This window comes from Halorubrum yunnanense, assembly GCF_026586675.1.
GTDB classification, from domain to species: Archaea; Halobacteriota; Halobacteria; order Halobacteriales; family Haloferacaceae; genus Halorubrum; species Halorubrum yunnanense.
Map to the genome: position 1 here is coordinate 24,104 of NZ_JAODIX010000023.1, position 14,669 is coordinate 38,772.

Below are 14,669 nucleotides of genomic sequence, written 5' to 3' on the forward strand. Positions count from 1 at the left end.
GGTCGACCCCTCACATCCGCTCCGAGTAGTCCCAGGTGTGAAGTCGCTCCGGCTCGATCCGGATCTGGACCTCCTCGCGCTCCGGACGGAGGAGCCGCTCCCCGGTCGGGTTGTCGGCGCCGCCGAGGTAGCGCTCCAGCAGGGCGCGGAGCAGCTCCTTGTCCGCGTCCGGGGACACCGTCGCGCGGCCGCGTCCCCTGACGCCTTTATACGGCGGGTCGTTCGTCGACACCTCGAATGAGACGTGGTCGTCGTGCGCGAGGAACGAGACGAGGTCGGCGTCGGCGCTCGTCGCGCAGTTGACAGCGCCGTCCCACGAGAACCACAGCGAAACGAGCCACGGGTCGTCCGCGGGAGTGTGACAGCCGAGGCGGACCGGTACGCGCGCGTCGGTCAGGAACTCGTCGACGCGGTCGCGGTCCCACGGGCCGGAGGGGTCCATGCTATCTATTCGGCCGGTTCCGCCGTAACGATTGCGGCCGGATCCGTCCCGACGCTCCCGGCCCGGAACACAAGAGAATTGACCGTCCCCGCGCGAGAGAGCGTATGACCGATTACTTCGAGGTCCACGAGCGCGACGGCGCCGCCCGACTCGGGGAGCTGCGGCTCGCCGAGCCCGCCGCGACGCCGGCGCTGGCGGACCCGTTCCTCGAGGACGCGGGCAGCCTCTGGGCCGGCGACCGCGAGGTGCCTGACGGCGACAAGGCGTCGCTAACAATCCTGCCGCACCGCTCGTTCCCCGCGGGGACCCGCGAGGAGGTCCGCGAGTCGTTCGCGGTCGGCCACCCGGACGTCGACTACCCCTCCGCGGCGGTCGTGGACAGCCGGAGCGCTCGGGACGTGGGCGCCGACGCGTACCTGCTCTCGGACGCGGCCGGGTTCGTCGGCCACGGCGAGGGGTTCCGCGACGCGGTGGTGGCGGCGAAGGAGGCCCTCCCGGCCGACACGGCCCTGATGCTTTCGGGTGTCGCCACGCCGCGGAACGTCGCGCTCCTCGCGTACGCCGGCGTCGACCTCGTGGACGCGACGCTCGTCCGGGCAAAGGGGACGCAGGGAATGTACCTCACCGCCGACGCCGAGCACTTCCTCGAGGACCTCGACGAGCTGCCGTGCGCCTGCCCCGCCTGCGCACAGCCCCGCGACGAGTTCACCCGCGCCGACTGCGCCGAGCACAACGTCAACGCGCTCCGCGCCGAGCTCCGGCGGGTCCGCGAGCGCATCCGCGCGGGTCGCCTGCGGGATTACATCGAGGGGCAGACTCGTCACGAGCAGTGGCTCACGGCCGCGTTCCGCGAGTTCGACGACCAGTGGGGGTACATGGAAGAGCGGACCCCCCTCATGCGCGACGCCGAGGTGACCGCGGCGACCGCGGAGACGCTGGACCGCGTCGAGATCCGTCGGTTCGCCGACCGGGTGACGAGCCGGTACCGGAACCGGTTCACGGACCAGCCGCTCGTGTTGGTTCCCTGCTCGGCCACGAAGCCGTACAGCGACTCGCAGAGCCACGGCCAGTTCCACGACGCGATCCAGTGGCGCGGCCACACCGTCTCGATGACCTCGCCGATCGGCGTGGTCCCCCAGGAGCTGGAGACGACCTATCCGGCCCAGCACTACGACGCGGTCGTCACCGGCGACTGGGGCGAAGACGAGATCGGCTTCGTCGCCGAGGCGCTCCGGCGGTATCTGGAGCGGAACGACTACTCCCGAGTGATCGCGCACATCCCGGAGGACGGCTACCGCGAGATCTGCGAGCGCGTCGAGAGCGACCCCGCGATCGACATCGCCTTCGAGTACACCTGCGTCGGCCATCCGACGAGCGACGAGTCGCTCGGTGAGCTCAACGCCGCCCTGCAGGGCGAGCCCGCCTACAGCAAGCGCGAGCGCGAACACAACACGGTTCGGGCGATCGCCGACTACCTCCTCGGCGACGGCGCCGGCGACGACCTGTTCGGCGGGCCGGGCGAGGCCGACATCCGCACGACCGGGCGCTACCCCAAGCTGCAGGTGTGGGGCGACGACCCCGACGCCGGCCGCGAGGGCGAGCCGGGCGAGCAACTCGCGACGATGGTGCCGCAGTACGGTACCCTCTCTTTCACCCTTGCCGGCGCGCGCCGGTGGGTCGCGAGCGACGCGCCCGCGAAACGGGTCGAGATCGACCGGTTCGTCCCCCACGGCTCCGTGCTCGCGCCCGGCGTCGTCAACGCGGACGACGAGATCCGGGTCGGCGACGAGGTCGTCATCGAGGGGCCGAAGGCGTTCGCGGTCGGCCGCGCCGAGATGTCCGGCCCGGAGATGGTCGACTCGACGCGCGGCGTCGCCAGCGAGGTCCGGCACGTCGACGAGAAGTAGCGGCTGCGGCGAGAGTTATTTATAAGTAATCGAGAGGACGACTATTTATAAACCGAATTGCGGTGGCGCGAGCAGCACCGCGCGAGGGAGTGGGTCGTCCGGAGCAACGCGGAGGACGACAGACAGGGCGAGAGCGGAGCTCTCGCTTGCAACCGGCGCTACGCGCCGGTGACAGCGTGGCGCATAGCGCCACGGGCAGCCGGCGACTCCGCCGCCGGCGACGAGGCTGGGGAGGGGTGAGGCTGCAGTTGCGGGACGGGGCGTGACTCAAACGGGCAGTCGCGAGGACGAAGCACGCTGCAGCAAGCACCGCAAGGAGCGAGTGTAACGAGCGACGGAGGAGCACAGCAAAGCGCGCGAGTCGTCGCGACTGGGGCTTTGGAGCCGTTTACCGGCGATTCATGAGGAGCGGTTTAAAAATAATCAACCGGGTACGACCGGTGAATCAGTAGCTTCAAATCCGCGCCGGACGGAGCCGCGGGCATGGCGCTCGAAAAGGACGTGGACTGCCCCTCCTGCGGGGAGACCCAGTCGTTCTACCGGACCGCGGCGATGACCCTCCACCTCGGCGAGAAGACGAAGTGGCGCTGCCCCGAGTGCAACTACGGCTACGTCGAGATCGACGGGATCGACACGCTTTCGACGTAAGCGAACAGACGTCAACGCCGTCCGGAGGTCTGTTCGGGAAAAAGAGCCGCAACCGAGTGGATCCGACGATCCGCGCTCGCCCCGGTCAGTCGTCGTCGGTCTCGGAGGCCGTGATGGGGTCGCTCTCCTCGTCGGTGAAGCCGGCGGACTCCTCGTGCCGGGCCGACGCGTCGGGGTCGAACCGCTCCTCGATGTCCTGGTACCGCGGGACGAAGGAGAGCTCGTGGTGGCTCTCCGTCTCGTGGCCGAGGTACCGGTCCTCGAGGTCGAACTGCGCCTGCTCGGCGTTCTCGGCGATGTTCTGCATGTCCTCGTACACAGCGTGGGCGCCCGAGTGGAGCCCGTAGAGGGTGATGAAGATGTACTGGTAGCCGAGGTCGCCGAGCTCCTCGAAGGTGAGCGGGTCCTCCTCCTCGCTCCACGCGAACGACGAGGAGTAGTTGAACGCGAGATCCAGATCGGGGTGCGTCTCGTGGATCGTCTCGGCGTACTCGATCGCGTCCTCGCGGGACGGGTCGGGCATCTCGGGCCAGACGAGGTCGACGCCGGCGTCGGCGTAGATCCGGCCGCGCTCGAGGTGGTCCTCCCAGTCGCCGTTGGCGGAGCCGTACGAGTCGATACGCGCGATGATGACGGTGTCCTCGCTCTGCTTTGCGTCGACGGCGGCCTCGAAGCGCGCCCGCGCCTGCTCCTGGGAGACGACTTCCTTGCCGGCGATGTGCCCGCAGCGCTTTGGCGTCGTCTGGTCCTCGATGTGGATCGCCGCGACGCCGGCCTTCTCGTACTCGCGGACCGCGCGCCGGACGTTGTGGACGCCGCCGTAGCCGGTGTCGGCGTCGGCGATCACCGGGAGGTTCGTCGCCTCGACCATCCGCTTCGCATTCTCGACCATCTCGGTCATCGAGACCATCTCCAGATCGGGGAAGCCGAACTGGCCGAGGACGGTCGAGTAGCCGCTCATGTAGGCGGCGTCGACCCCCGCCATCTCAGCGAGGCGGGCGTCGAGCGCGTGGTAGATCCCGGGGGCGAACGTGTAGTCCTGCTCCTCGAACAGCTCGCGGAGCCGACGGCCGGCCGGGTTGTCGATATCTCTCGTGAAGACGTCGTCGTCGAGTTCTTCTGGGTGCATAGGTGTCACTCCGCGGTGTCGCCGTCGGTGAATCGGTCGGTCGCCGCTCGGTCCGCCGCGTGCCGGTCGGTGGCGCCGCGCGTGAACGTCGTCGGATCGGGGCGCGGCCCATCGCCGGTCCTGGCCATCGGGACGGCGCTCATCGTGATCCCCCGTCGGTCCGCGGGCGGCGCGTCGGACGCAGGTCCGGGACGAGCGGCGCGTCTCGCTCCGCGTCGGTCGGCGGCGAGCTCGGGCGCCGAGGGTCGTCGGTCGCGGTGGCGGTGGCGCCGTCCGTCGAGGTCTGGATCGGCGGAACGAGCGGCGCGCCCGCTTCCTCGGTGATCGGCGTGCGGCCGGGGATTCGCTCGGTAGAAGTGTCGGCGGTCGGCGCGCGATCGGTCGCCGGTCGGTCGCCGGTCGTCGTCCGCTGGTCAGTCGCTCGGGTCGTCTCGGTCGTCGTGGTCGTGTCAGATGTCGTCATCGGGTCGCGTGGGTGGTTGCGGCGGTCGTCTGATGATCGGTCGGTTGGCGCGCCGGGCTGCGGCGTGTCCGCGTACAGATACTGACATTGCACTCAGTGAGTTCGGACGACCGGCAATAAACATAATGATTGATAATGATAATATTCGTTAATGTGTATTACGCCCTTAAATGATTCGTGCTATCACGCACCACGGGCGGTCGCGCGAGCCGGGCGATCGACGCGGCGGACCGATCCTTTCTAATCGGTTCCGGCGCGTTTGACCGCCCGTGAACGAGCGCGACGCGCTTCGCCGGCTCGCCGCCGACCTCCCGCACGCGGGCGACGACGCCGCCGTCGTCGGCGACACCGTCATCACGACAGACATGCTCCACGAGCGCACCGACTTCCCGCCGGGGACGACCCGGTACACCGCCGGGTGGCGCGCGGTCGGCGCGTCGCTCTCGGACGTGGCGGCGATGGGCGCGAGCGCGACCGCGGCGGTCGCGGTCTACGCCGACGCCGCCTTCGACCCCGGCCAACTCGACCGGTTCGTCGCCGGCGCGGTCGACGTCTGCGAGGCCGTCGACGCCGAGTACGTCGGCGGCGACCTCGACTCCCACGGGGAGTTCACGACCGCCTCGACGGCGATCGGGGACGTCGCGGGCGCCGAGCCGGTGACGCGCGCCGGCGCGAGCCCCGGCGACGCGCTCTGCGTCACCGGCGAGTGGGGCCGGTCGGCGGCCGCGCTCCGGCTGTTCGAGCGCGGCAACGAGGGCTCGGTTGAGCGCGCCGACGACCTCTTCCGGTTCACGCCCCGCGTCGCCGACGGCGTCGCGCTCGCCGGGCGCGCGACGGCGATGATGGACTCCTCGGACGGGCTCGCGCGGTCGCTCCACCAGCTCGCGGAGGCGAGCGAGGTCGGGTTCGCCCTCGACCGCGACCGGCTCCCCGTCCACCCCGCGGTCGACGACGTCGCCGAGGGGGCGGCGGACCGGTTCGAGCTGGCCGCGCACTTCGGCGAGGACTTCGAGCTCGTCTGTGCGGTTCCCGAGGACGACCTCGACGATGCCCGCGAAGCGTGTCCCTCCGGGCTCGTGCGGGTCGGGACCGTCGTCGACGCTGCGGACGGCGTGACCGCCGACGGCGACACCCTTCCCGACCGCGGCTACACGCACGGGTAGCGGGCGTCGACGGGCGGATCGAGCCACCGAACCACCGATGTATTATAAATCGGCGCCCGTCACTCCGACCATGTCGACCGAGACGGAGCGGATGCTGGCGGGAGAGCTCTACGACCCGAGCGACCCGGCGCTCGCCGCCGACCGCGTCCGCGCCCGCGACCTCGCCCGCCGGTACAACGCGACGAGCGGACCGGAGCGAGACCGGCGCGAGCGGCTCCTCCGCGAACTGTTCGACGCGGTCGGCGAGAGCCCGACCGTCCAGCCGCCCGTCCGCTGCGACTACGGCTACAACGTCGCCGTCGGCGACGACTTCTTCGCGAACTACGGCTGCGTCCTCCTCGACTCGAACCCGATCGAGTTCGGCGACCGCTGCCTGCTCGGACCGGGCGTCCACGTCTACACCCCGACGCACCCGATCGACTCCGACGAGCGCGCGACCGGCCGCGAGCGCGCCGAACCGGTGACCGTCGGCGACGACGTCTGGATCGGCGGGCGCGCCGTGCTCAACCCCGGCGTGACCGTGGGCGACGGCGCGGTGATCGCCTCGGGCACGGTCGTCACCGGAGACGTGCCGGCGCGCACGATGGTCGGCGGGAACCCGGCGCGGGCGATCCGGGAGATCGAGTAGGCGGCCTCGTTGAGGTCCCGTTCTGCAGACGGGTCTTGTCCCGAAACAGGTGGTCAACAAAGGGTACGTGTCGATCCCCGAGTTTCTACCAATTTAAATATATTTTTCGGCAGCCGTGCGAGGTGCAAAACGCGAATCTCGCACAGAGTTATTTCCAGATCCGATCAGATCGGATCGGTCAACACAGGGAGAAGAATGTAACACTACAGACCACAATACATATACGACCTGTGAGGAAACCGATGCCATGCGTAGAGGATAAATACTGGGAACCAACCTCGGTTTTGTTCATCGAAGCGCTCTAAACCAGCCCAATTGTCGAACCTGTGGGACTATCATAGATTACCGACCCGCAACATGTCCTTTATATGACGGCGGCGGAATAAAGCCGTATGAATGTCCGCGAAGGTGCGGTCCCAATACTAATTCTCGGCAGCCTGTTGTTATTAGTTGCCACGCTCTATCATGCTAATGAGATAATATCATTGGGAGTAGTCGCAGGACCAGTTGTAGCGTTGCTGTTAGATGGAGGACTGGCTGTCGGCGTAATTTATATTGGGTGGCATCTGCGAGACACCGAATTTATCGAATCGGAATACAGTATGATTCGGCGGTGGGCAGTTTCCGGTTTCGTCATCGGTGGTGGGTTAATTGGCCTGACGTTTGTCGTGTGGACTGTTGAAGGACGGTCAATAATCGAACCACAGTTTCTGCTACTCATTGGAATGAACGGGGGTACGCTGGCGGGTACACTCGCTGGCTATTATGCTGGCCGGTCAAGGGCAACTGCACGGAAGTATGAACAGATTTTTGATAATACGTATCAGCTCACCGGCCTCCTTGCCCGAGATGGTACACTTATCGAAGCAAACGCTACAGCCCTCAGGTTCGGAGAGCTGGATCGAAATGATGTCATCGGGGAACACCTCAGTGAGTCATACTGGGTACAGCCGTATCCAGAGTCACAACAAGTAGTTGAACAAGCAATAACCAAAGCGCAACAGGGAGAGTTGTTTAGGGACCAAATTCGAATCCAAGGGAAAGCCGGAAGTGCGATGATTGACTTTTCTATTCGCCCGCTACACAACGGATCTGGCGAAGTAGCGCAATTGATAGTCGAAGGACGGGATATCACGAAAATCAAACGTCAGCAAGAGCATCTCAGCGTCCTCCACACGTATCTCCGCCACAATCTCCGAAATGATGTGAATATCATTCGGGGATATTCTGCTTTATTACTTGATAAGTTGGAAATGGACCCACATACCGATCGTGTTGAGACAATCCACGAAACAGCGACGGATTTGAGAGACTCTTCGGAGTTAGTAAAAGAGTTCGCCGATACAACACCTGCGGATAGCGGTGAGACATCTGCACACCGACTCAAACCAATCGTGGAAGAGGTGTGTGATAGGGCAGCGATTTCGACATCACAGCTCAATATTGATATCTCTCCTGACCAATCAGTTTACGTTGACGAACGGATTCATTTGGTGTTCGAAGAATTTCTGAAGGCACTCGAAAGTCATCTTGAGAGTAGAGGTACGCTCAAAATTACGGACAACACGTTAGATGATAAAATAGAGGTAGAGATTGTGGGTGCTGGACTCGATATTCCCTCAGCCGAACTCTCAGCGTTCGACCAACCGGCTGAGCGGTCAAAAACGAACCATCCAGATGGTATTCGATTCTGGCTCATGAAATCAACCATGAAAGATCACCGTGGCGATATAACATATGATGACAATTCAGATAGTGAGACAAAAATAACAATAAAATTCGATCGCGCCCCCACCAACGAATTGTCGACCTCGTCACTCAGACCCCAGAGCAGTGCTTAGTCTGGAGGGAGGATGGATTGCGTCGGGACATTCACCTGTACCCAGTGGACTATTGTCAACAATTGGAATGCAGATCGCAGCAGTCGTGACACAGGGTCGTCCCGTATCAAACGATTCGACCCAGCACCTGCCCCTCGGAAATCAGTGACCAGTAGTCGTGTTGCATCCTGCACACCGTCCAGAACGTCACTTAGAAATGACAGGATTTCATCGGTCAGTTCGCAGGCACGTTCTATCGGCTAATTCAGGATCCGTTTTGAGAAAACAGCGCAGTCCGCGTGCTGACTGCCTCCTCTGAGTCGGTCACGACCCTGCCGACAGACTCCAAGTAGTTCATTGAGCTACCGCTGAATACCCAGCGCGGATGCGGCACGAACCGAGGCCGATCTACGAGAGAGTGATCGCTCAGTACGACTGAACTACGGACCGCTCAGTGTTCTCTCCCACATGGTGTGGAAACCCTTATCACAATTTAGTGTATAATCATTCGTACATAAATGTCCGACCGGAATCCCTGTACTCACTGCGGAGGGCTTCCCGCTGAGAAAAAGTCTCTCGTGTTTGAAGAACAGCTGAAATCAAGAGAAATGACTCTCATCTTATGTCAACGCTGTATTGAGTTGCTTCTGGACGACCCAGATATTTGAAGGCCAGATTGAATATCGTTATCCACCTTCTCTGGGAAAATCACGCCGATAGAACTGAGTTTGAAACTTGTAGCGGTGATCAATGCGCAGGAACGTTCTATCGATCGGTTCCGGATTCAGATGAAGAGTATGGCGGAGTTCCCGTGCTGACTGCCTCCTCTGTACTCGCACGCTGTCGGGTGGTCAGTGCTCTCCGTCGGCATTCGAATCCCCGTATGGACCGCAACCGCGGGAGGGGGCGATCGTATCAGATTCCGGGGTATTCGACGACGCCGAGTCGGACTATTCGAGCGCGTCGGCGAGCGCGGGCGCGACGCTGACGACGCTGCAGCCCCGCTCGATGGTGTCGCTGCCGACGATTCGATCGACGCCGGCCCCGCGGAGCTTCGTCACGGCGTTGGCGGCGAGCATGGGGTGGACGCAGACCGCGAACACCCGCGCCGCGCCGCGGTCGTTCAGCACCCCGACCGACTCGCTCATCGTCGATCCGGTGGCAACGATGTCGTCGACGACGACGACGTCTCGGCCCGAGACGGCGGCGTCCGAGGGCGACACGGCGACGGCGCCCGTCTCGCGGTCGCGGTGCTTCTCGAAGTAGTCCGTCTCGCCCGCGCCGTACGCGTCCCGGACCGTCTCGGCGATGGCGATCGCGCCCTCGTCCGGGGCGAGGAACAGCGGCTCGGTGAGGCCCTCCGGGAGGGGGTCGGCGAGGACGGCCGCGGCGTCGACCGCTTGGACGGGGACGTCGTAGAAGTCGGCGACGCCGGGCTCGTGGGGGTTGACGAGGACGACGCGGTCCGTGCCGGTCGAGATCGCCCGCGCCATCGCCCGCGCCGAGACGGGCTCGCCGTCGCCGAACGACTCGTCCTGTCGGGCGTATCCCATGTACGGGACGACGGTCGTCACGCGCTCGGCGCCGGCCTCGCGGACGGCGTCCTGGAGCTGGAGCAGTTCGACCCACGCCTCGTCGGAGTCGGTCGCGGCGACGACGGTCGCCTCGTCGCCGTCGAACTCCGGTACCGTCGCGAGCGTCTCGCCGTCCGGGAACCGGTCGTAGGTCGGCGTCGCCAGCGGTCGACCCGTCTCCTCGGCGAGCGCGGCCGCGAGCAGCTGTGAGCTGGATCCGGGAACGATCATGGGCGTCCGTTCCCCGGACTCCGATAAACCAGTTTCCTTACTCCGGCGGCGGCCCGGCCCCGGAGCCAGTCCGCCGCCCCCCACGCGAGCGCGTGACGCACCGCGACCACAGGGGCGGATATTTACGCGAGCGGCGGATACGACGCCGTAATGACCGAAACAGGAGACCGAGTCGGCCTCCCCTGCCCGTCGTGTTCGCCGGGCGAGGAGACCGTCCACGAAGTGCTGCGGCCCGGCGGACAGGCGACCGTCCGCTGTACCGGCTGCGACCACACGTACAAGACCGAGATCCCCGAGGCGGAGACCGTCGGCCTGAAGATCGTCGTCTCGCAGGACGGCGACTCGTTCACGACCCGGATGGACGTGCCCGCGGACACCGACGTCGCGACCGGCGGGGAGTTCGTCGTCGACACCCCGGACGCGCTGATGCAGGTCCGAGTGACCGGGATCGAGGTCGGACCGGAGCAGCGCGTCGAGGAGGCCGGCGTCGAGGAGGTCGAGACGCTGTGGACGCGCGCGGTCGACAACGTCTCCGTGCCGGTGACGCTGCACCCGAAGGACGGGAACGCCGACGAGACGCGCTCGGTCCGGGTGAACGTCCCCGGCGACTACGAGTTCACGGTCGGCGAGACCGTCGAGTTCGGCGACGAGGAGTTCGCCGTCGAGGGCGTCCAGATCCGCGAGGACGCTCCCGAGTACCGCCACGAGAAGCTCGACCACGACGGCGACTTCGCGTACGCCAAGGACTGCAAGCGCGTGTACGGCCGCGACGAGAGCCTGACGGCGTGGTCGGCCTGGTAGGGGAGGGGGAAGTCGAACGAGGCGGCCGCTCCCCGGAAGCCCTGTAAAAAACGGTGGCACCGATGGGGGCGACCCACATCGAACACCGTCTGTGAGTACGACCGCGGCGTGGTCGAAGCGGCGTTAGATGACGCGGTTCTGCAGGTAGTCGAGGTGTTTCGCGTTGTAGACGATCTTGACCTCGTCGGTGGCCGGACTACCGATACAGGTCAGGCGCACGTCCTCCTCCTCGACCTCCTCGTCGGAGAGGATCTGCTGCATGTCCATCTCGATGTCGCCTTCCTTCACGATGGACGCGCAGTTCGCGCAGGCGCCGGCGCGGCACGAGAAGGGCCAGTCGTAGCCCTGAGCCTCGGCGGATTCGAGGATGTACTCGCCCTGGTTCACTTCGAGGCTACCGTAGTCTTCGCCGTCGAGGTCGGCGCCGGCCGCCTCCTCGAACAGGTCGTCGTCGTCCATCGACCAGCCGTGGTCGTCGAGCACTTCGTAGTTGAGGTATTCTACTGTGGGCATCACCTGATGGTTAGGTGCCCTCCTCATTAGGCTTTGCTGTTCCTCGCCTCTCGGCGCCCGATCGATCGGCCGATCGAGGCCGGACGGGGCCGAGGGACCGCCGAACACGTTCGTTCGCGTCCCGCGGCGCGCTTGACAGTTTGTTATCACGACTGATACGCCGTGGGTAACAGTAAATAGCGAACGGCGCATATCGTGGTCCGATGGAAGAGTCCGTCGTCGCCGACTTCGTCGGCCGCGTCCACACCCCCGAGATCGGAAGCGACGAGCCGGTGACGGGGCGGGTGCTCCTGAGCCAGCGACGACTGGTGCTGGCGACGGACGACGGGAAGACGACGGTCCCCCTGTCGGGGGTGTTCGACGTGGTGGTCGGCACGGTTCCCGGCGACCTCCAGTCGTTTTTCAGCGACAGCGTCACCCTCGCGTACGAGCGGCGGGGAGAGCGGCGCACGGTCCTCGTTGAGGGGGAGCCGGAGGACATGGACCGGTTCACTCGCCTGCTGTTCAAGGCCCTGCTTCGCGACGTGACAGTCACCGTTCGCCACCCCGCGAAGGTCGGCGGGCGGGTCACGGACGCGTCGGACCACACGGCGTCGGTGACGCTCTCGTCGGGCGCGATCGGCTTCGTCGACTGCCCCGACCCGTTCGAGGTCGACCTCTCCGCCGTGATCGACTACGAGCGGACCGGCCGGACGCTCGCCGGCACGCGGCGGCCCGCGCTCGTGTTCCGCCATGTCGTCGACGGGCGGACCGTCACGTCGATCGCGACCGTCCCGAACGATCGCACGCTGAACGTGCTCGGCCGGTACATCAAACTTGAGTACGACGACGCCATGGAGGACCTGGAGTCGTTCGACCCGACCGAAGAGCAGCTGGAGATCCTCGTGTCGATCTACTCGGCCGGCGGCGAGGCGAACATCGCCGATGTGGTCACGGGCGACGTCACGCAGACGTCGATGGTCCTCGATACGCTCCGGGAGGCGGAGCTCGTCGTCGACGGCGAGTCGGGTGCGGCGCTCACGCGCAAGGGCCAGATGATCGTCACCTCCTACCTGGAGTCCGTCAACGCCTGACCGGCGCGACGCCCGGCGCATACGGGGGTCGCTCGGAGAGGGGTTCCGCCCCGAGTCGACGGCCGCACTCGGCCGAACGACTATGCGTTCGCGGCGCTTACTGCGGGTATGGGATTCAAAGCCGACCTGAGCAACGGGATCATCTCGCTCGTCGTCAGCCTCGTCGTGACCGCCGCGGCCGCGCGCTCCGAGGCCGACGACGACTGGTCGACGGGCGAACTGCTGGCCGCGGTCGGGATCGCCTCGTTCCTCTCGGGGTACCTGACCAGCTACTTCGCCAAGTGAGGTGAGCGGGGCCCGGCGGCCGCGGGACGGTCACGCCGGGACCGGAGCGGGGGGAAGTTTCATGCCGGTTCGGACGTAGGTAGTTCACATGCCAGACGACCGCCACGGGCGTTCGACGCGGCTCGACGCCGCGGCCCGCGAACGGGGGATCGCCGCGCCGGTGGGTGGCCGCCCCGACGCGTCGCCCGACGACGCGGGGCCGCGCACGGCGCGAGTCCCGGAGCCGCACGTCCACGACACCTTCTCGGTGGACGGGATCGAGACGAAACGGCGGGAGGGACTGCTCGAGGCCGTCCTCCTCGACCGCGACGGCGTCAGCGCCGCCTCGGCGACGAGGCGGAACGGGACGGTCGGGATCCACCACGACGCCGACGTCTCCCGCGCGGAACTCCGGGACGCCCTGGAGGCCTGCGGGCTCGTGGTCGCGCCCGGCGACGCGGCGTTCGAGGTGCGGCGCGCCGCGCAGTTCGCCTCCGCCCGCGTCGCCGTGGCCGTCCTCTTCGGGCTGATGGTGGCGACGCCGTACATCGCCGTCCTCTACCCCACGCGGATCGAGTGGCTGTTCTACGACCCGGTGACGGTCCAGTACCTCCAGTCGATCCTCGACTCGAGCGTGGCGACGCACTTCTTCGTCAACCTCGGCTCGCTGTCGGGCATCGCGTTCCTCGTCGCCTGCGGCCCGATGATAAAGCGGTCCCTCGCCGCGGCGACCGCGGGCAGGGTCACGAACGAGACCGCGTTCGTGGCGGGCGTCGTCGCGCTGTTCGGCTACAGCACGCTCGCCGCGTTCACCGCGTTCGAGGGGGCCGTCCACTACGACCTCGTCGCGTACGCGGTCGCCGGCGTCACCCTCTGGAACCACTTCGGCGTCGGCGAGACGACGCCCGACACCGCGAGCGTCGAGGAGCCTGTCGCCGACGGGAGCGACGCCCCCGCCGACGCCGCCGAGGAGGAGCCGGTCGCGATGACCGACGGCGGTCGGTAGTCGCCGACTGCGGTCGGTAGTCGCCGCCGGTCGCTCGGCGCGGTTTCTTTTAAATATCCTCGTCAGTTCGGACTCGCTGAACGCTCAGTACGGTTCCCCGTCGAGCGCCTCGACGCCCTCGATTGACACCTCGTCGCCGACCGCGAGGGTCGACTCCCACCACTCCTCCGGAACGGCGGTGTTCACCATCAGCCGGAAGTCGTGATCGAACCGGTCGCTCTCGGTCCAGTCGGGGAGCGTCGCTCGCCGGTTATTTATAAGCGTCTCGCGAAACCCGTCGATCCCGGCGCCCGTATCCGGGTCTCGTGACGGGACGACACAGCGCTGACAGGGGGTGACCCCGAGCAGCTCGGCGTCGCCCGCGGCGAACCGGACGGCCTCCCCGCGGTCGGCGAACAGCCGGTCCTCCCAGAACGCGGGGCAGTCGTCGAGGACCACGTTCGGGCGGAGCCGCCGCCGCATCTCCGTCGCGTCCGCGACCGCGTCGAACCAGCCGGCGACCGTCTCCAGCGTCGCGCGCGAGACCACCGTCGGTCCGCGGGCGCTCCGGTCGTCTGGGAGCCCGCCGTCGGGCTCGCGGGCCAAGTCGACGGCGTAGCCGAGGTAGTCGCCGACCCACGCCGCCAGCGCGTCGCCCTCGTCGGGGAGCGCGAACGTCCGCTCGGCCGCGACGGTCCCCGTCTCGGCGCGGGCCGGCCGCGAGAGGGTCACCGCGGTCGGCGTCGCGTCTCCCCGACCGGCGACTTCGTAGCTCGCGCGGAGCCCGTGGACCGCGGGCTCGCGCTTCCCGTTGACGTACCCGCCGCCTTCACCGACGGAGGCCTCGTGCGGGTCGACGCCGGCCTCGACGAGCGCGTACGTGCGGTCCCCCCGGAGCGCGCCAGCCGGCCCGAGTTCCGCGCGGTCGAGGGCGACGCCGTCGTTCGACTTCAGCGGGTAGGCGACGAGTTCCGCGATGCGTGCCATGCTCCGCGTTCGACGGGGCGGGAGAAAAGCGATCGGCCGAG

The 14,669-nt window shown here is 66.5% G+C and carries 16 protein-coding genes; 9 read left to right on the forward strand and 7 right to left on the reverse strand.

Going from position 1 to position 14,669, the window contains the following annotated elements; genetic code table 11:
• Positions 1–10: 10 nt before the first annotated feature.
• Positions 11–442, reverse strand: coding sequence for a pyridoxamine 5'-phosphate oxidase family protein (locus tag N5096_RS05150; RefSeq protein WP_267663256.1), 432 nt, complete (start codon positions 440–442; stop codon positions 11–13).
• Positions 443–546: 104 nt separating this feature from the next.
• On the opposite strand from N5096_RS05150, the gene arcS reads away from it, so the two are divergent.
• Positions 547–2,349 (forward strand): archaeosine synthase subunit alpha, encoded by a 1,803-nt coding sequence (arcS, locus tag N5096_RS05155; RefSeq protein ID WP_267663257.1) that lies wholly within the window; start codon positions 547–549, stop codon positions 2,347–2,349.
• Positions 2,350–2,832: 483 nt separating this feature from the next.
• Positions 2,833–2,997, forward strand: coding sequence for a DUF7838 family putative zinc beta-ribbon protein (locus N5096_RS05160; protein WP_267663258.1), 165 nt, complete (start codon positions 2,833–2,835; stop codon positions 2,995–2,997).
• A gap of 85 nt (positions 2,998–3,082) precedes the next feature.
• Here N5096_RS05160 and N5096_RS05165 read toward each other — a convergent pair whose 3' ends face one another.
• The 3 genes from N5096_RS05165 to N5096_RS05175 are packed head-to-tail and all read right to left on the reverse strand — an operon-like array spanning position 3,083 to position 4,589.
• Positions 3,083–4,126 (reverse strand): isocitrate lyase/PEP mutase family protein, encoded by a 1,044-nt coding sequence (locus N5096_RS05165; protein WP_267663259.1) that lies wholly within the window; start codon positions 4,124–4,126, stop codon positions 3,083–3,085.
• A 5-nt stretch (positions 4,127–4,131) separates the two neighbouring features.
• Complete coding sequence (locus N5096_RS05170) at positions 4,132–4,269, reverse strand: hypothetical protein (protein WP_267663260.1); 138 nt, start codon at positions 4,267–4,269, stop codon at positions 4,132–4,134.
• Positions 4,266–4,589 carry a hypothetical protein gene (locus N5096_RS05175; protein WP_267663261.1) on the reverse strand — a complete coding sequence of 108 codons (324 nt, stop codon included), beginning with the start codon at positions 4,587–4,589 and terminating at the stop codon, positions 4,266–4,268. The genes N5096_RS05170 and N5096_RS05175 overlap by 4 nt, the downstream gene beginning before the upstream one ends.
• 269 nt (positions 4,590–4,858) lie before the next feature.
• On the opposite strand from N5096_RS05175, the gene thiL reads away from it, so the two are divergent.
• The 3 genes from thiL (at position 4,859) to N5096_RS05190 (ending at position 8,221) form a co-directional block, all read left to right on the forward strand.
• Positions 4,859–5,752 carry a thiamine-phosphate kinase gene (gene thiL / locus N5096_RS05180; protein WP_267663262.1) on the forward strand — a complete coding sequence of 298 codons (894 nt, stop codon included), beginning with the start codon at positions 4,859–4,861 and terminating at the stop codon, positions 5,750–5,752.
• A 70-nt stretch (positions 5,753–5,822) separates the two neighbouring features.
• Positions 5,823–6,380, forward strand: a complete 558-nt coding sequence (locus N5096_RS05185) for a maltose acetyltransferase domain-containing protein (protein ID WP_267663263.1) — start codon at positions 5,823–5,825, stop codon at positions 6,378–6,380.
• 392 nt (positions 6,381–6,772) lie between these two features.
• Entirely contained in the window at positions 6,773–8,221 is a 1,449-nt protein-coding gene (locus N5096_RS05190; RefSeq protein ID WP_267663264.1) for a PAS domain-containing protein, read from the forward strand.
• Between the two features lie 929 nt (positions 8,222–9,150).
• Here N5096_RS05190 and prs read toward each other — a convergent pair.
• Positions 9,151–10,005, reverse strand: coding sequence for a ribose-phosphate diphosphokinase (gene prs, locus N5096_RS05195; protein ID WP_267663265.1), 855 nt, complete (start codon positions 10,003–10,005; stop codon positions 9,151–9,153).
• Positions 10,006–10,155: 150 nt separating this feature from the next.
• On the opposite strand from prs, the gene N5096_RS05200 reads away from it, so the two are divergent.
• A complete protein-coding gene (locus N5096_RS05200; protein WP_267663266.1) occupies positions 10,156–10,806 on the forward strand; it encodes an HVO_0476 family zinc finger protein in 651 nt (216 codons plus the stop codon).
• A gap of 123 nt (positions 10,807–10,929) precedes the next feature.
• Here N5096_RS05200 and fer read toward each other — a convergent pair whose 3' ends face one another.
• Positions 10,930–11,319: a ferredoxin Fer gene (gene fer, locus N5096_RS05205; RefSeq protein ID WP_267663267.1), complete on the reverse strand. Its 390-nt coding sequence runs from the start codon at positions 11,317–11,319 to the stop codon at positions 10,930–10,932.
• A 203-nt stretch (positions 11,320–11,522) separates the two neighbouring features.
• On the opposite strand from fer, the gene N5096_RS05210 reads away from it, so the two are divergent.
• The 3 genes from N5096_RS05210 to N5096_RS05220 all read left to right on the forward strand — a co-directional run bounded on the left by N5096_RS05210 (position 11,523) and on the right by N5096_RS05220 (position 13,662).
• On the forward strand, positions 11,523–12,392 hold the full coding sequence (locus N5096_RS05210; RefSeq protein WP_267663268.1) for a CheF family chemotaxis protein: 870 nt from the start codon (positions 11,523–11,525) through the stop codon (positions 12,390–12,392).
• A 108-nt stretch (positions 12,393–12,500) separates the two neighbouring features.
• Positions 12,501–12,677 (forward strand): hypothetical protein, encoded by a 177-nt coding sequence (locus tag N5096_RS05215; protein ID WP_267663269.1) that lies wholly within the window; start codon positions 12,501–12,503, stop codon positions 12,675–12,677.
• An 88-nt stretch (positions 12,678–12,765) separates the two neighbouring features.
• A complete protein-coding gene (locus N5096_RS05220) occupies positions 12,766–13,662 on the forward strand; it encodes a hypothetical protein (RefSeq protein ID WP_267663270.1) in 897 nt (298 codons plus the stop codon).
• Positions 13,663–13,746: 84 nt separating this feature from the next.
• On the opposite strand, the gene N5096_RS05225 is transcribed toward N5096_RS05220, so the two are convergent.
• Positions 13,747–14,628: an MOSC domain-containing protein gene (locus N5096_RS05225; RefSeq protein ID WP_267663271.1), complete on the reverse strand. Its 882-nt coding sequence runs from the start codon at positions 14,626–14,628 to the stop codon at positions 13,747–13,749.
• Positions 14,629–14,669 lie beyond the last annotated feature (41 nt).

What these genes read in the sequence shown, in the direction of transcription:
- N5096_RS05150 (WP_267663256.1), bottom strand. Translation starts at nt 442, where the DNA reads ATGGACCCCTCCGGCCCGTGGGACCGCGACCGCGTCGACGAGTTCCTG.
- arcS (WP_267663257.1), top strand. Translation starts at nt 547, where the DNA reads ATGACCGATTACTTCGAGGTCCACGAGCGCGACGGCGCCGCCCGACTC.
- N5096_RS05160 (WP_267663258.1), top strand. Translation starts at nt 2,833, where the DNA reads ATGGCGCTCGAAAAGGACGTGGACTGCCCCTCCTGCGGGGAGACCCAG.
- N5096_RS05165 (WP_267663259.1), bottom strand. Translation starts at nt 4,126, where the DNA reads ATGCACCCAGAAGAACTCGACGACGACGTCTTCACGAGAGATATCGAC.
- N5096_RS05170 (WP_267663260.1), bottom strand. Translation starts at nt 4,269, where the DNA reads ATGAGCGCCGTCCCGATGGCCAGGACCGGCGATGGGCCGCGCCCCGAT.
- N5096_RS05175 (WP_267663261.1), bottom strand. Translation starts at nt 4,589, where the DNA reads ATGACGACATCTGACACGACCACGACGACCGAGACGACCCGAGCGACT.
- N5096_RS05185 (WP_267663263.1), top strand. Translation starts at nt 5,823, where the DNA reads ATGTCGACCGAGACGGAGCGGATGCTGGCGGGAGAGCTCTACGACCCG.
- N5096_RS05190 (WP_267663264.1), top strand. Translation starts at nt 6,773, where the DNA reads ATGAATGTCCGCGAAGGTGCGGTCCCAATACTAATTCTCGGCAGCCTG.
- prs (WP_267663265.1), bottom strand. Translation starts at nt 10,005, where the DNA reads ATGATCGTTCCCGGATCCAGCTCACAGCTGCTCGCGGCCGCGCTCGCC.
- N5096_RS05200 (WP_267663266.1), top strand. Translation starts at nt 10,156, where the DNA reads ATGACCGAAACAGGAGACCGAGTCGGCCTCCCCTGCCCGTCGTGTTCG.
- fer (WP_267663267.1), bottom strand. Translation starts at nt 11,319, where the DNA reads ATGCCCACAGTAGAATACCTCAACTACGAAGTGCTCGACGACCACGGC.
- N5096_RS05210 (WP_267663268.1), top strand. Translation starts at nt 11,523, where the DNA reads ATGGAAGAGTCCGTCGTCGCCGACTTCGTCGGCCGCGTCCACACCCCC.
- N5096_RS05215 (WP_267663269.1), top strand. Translation starts at nt 12,501, where the DNA reads ATGGGATTCAAAGCCGACCTGAGCAACGGGATCATCTCGCTCGTCGTC.
- N5096_RS05220 (WP_267663270.1), top strand. Translation starts at nt 12,766, where the DNA reads ATGCCAGACGACCGCCACGGGCGTTCGACGCGGCTCGACGCCGCGGCC.
- N5096_RS05225 (WP_267663271.1), bottom strand. Translation starts at nt 14,628, where the DNA reads ATGGCACGCATCGCGGAACTCGTCGCCTACCCGCTGAAGTCGAACGAC.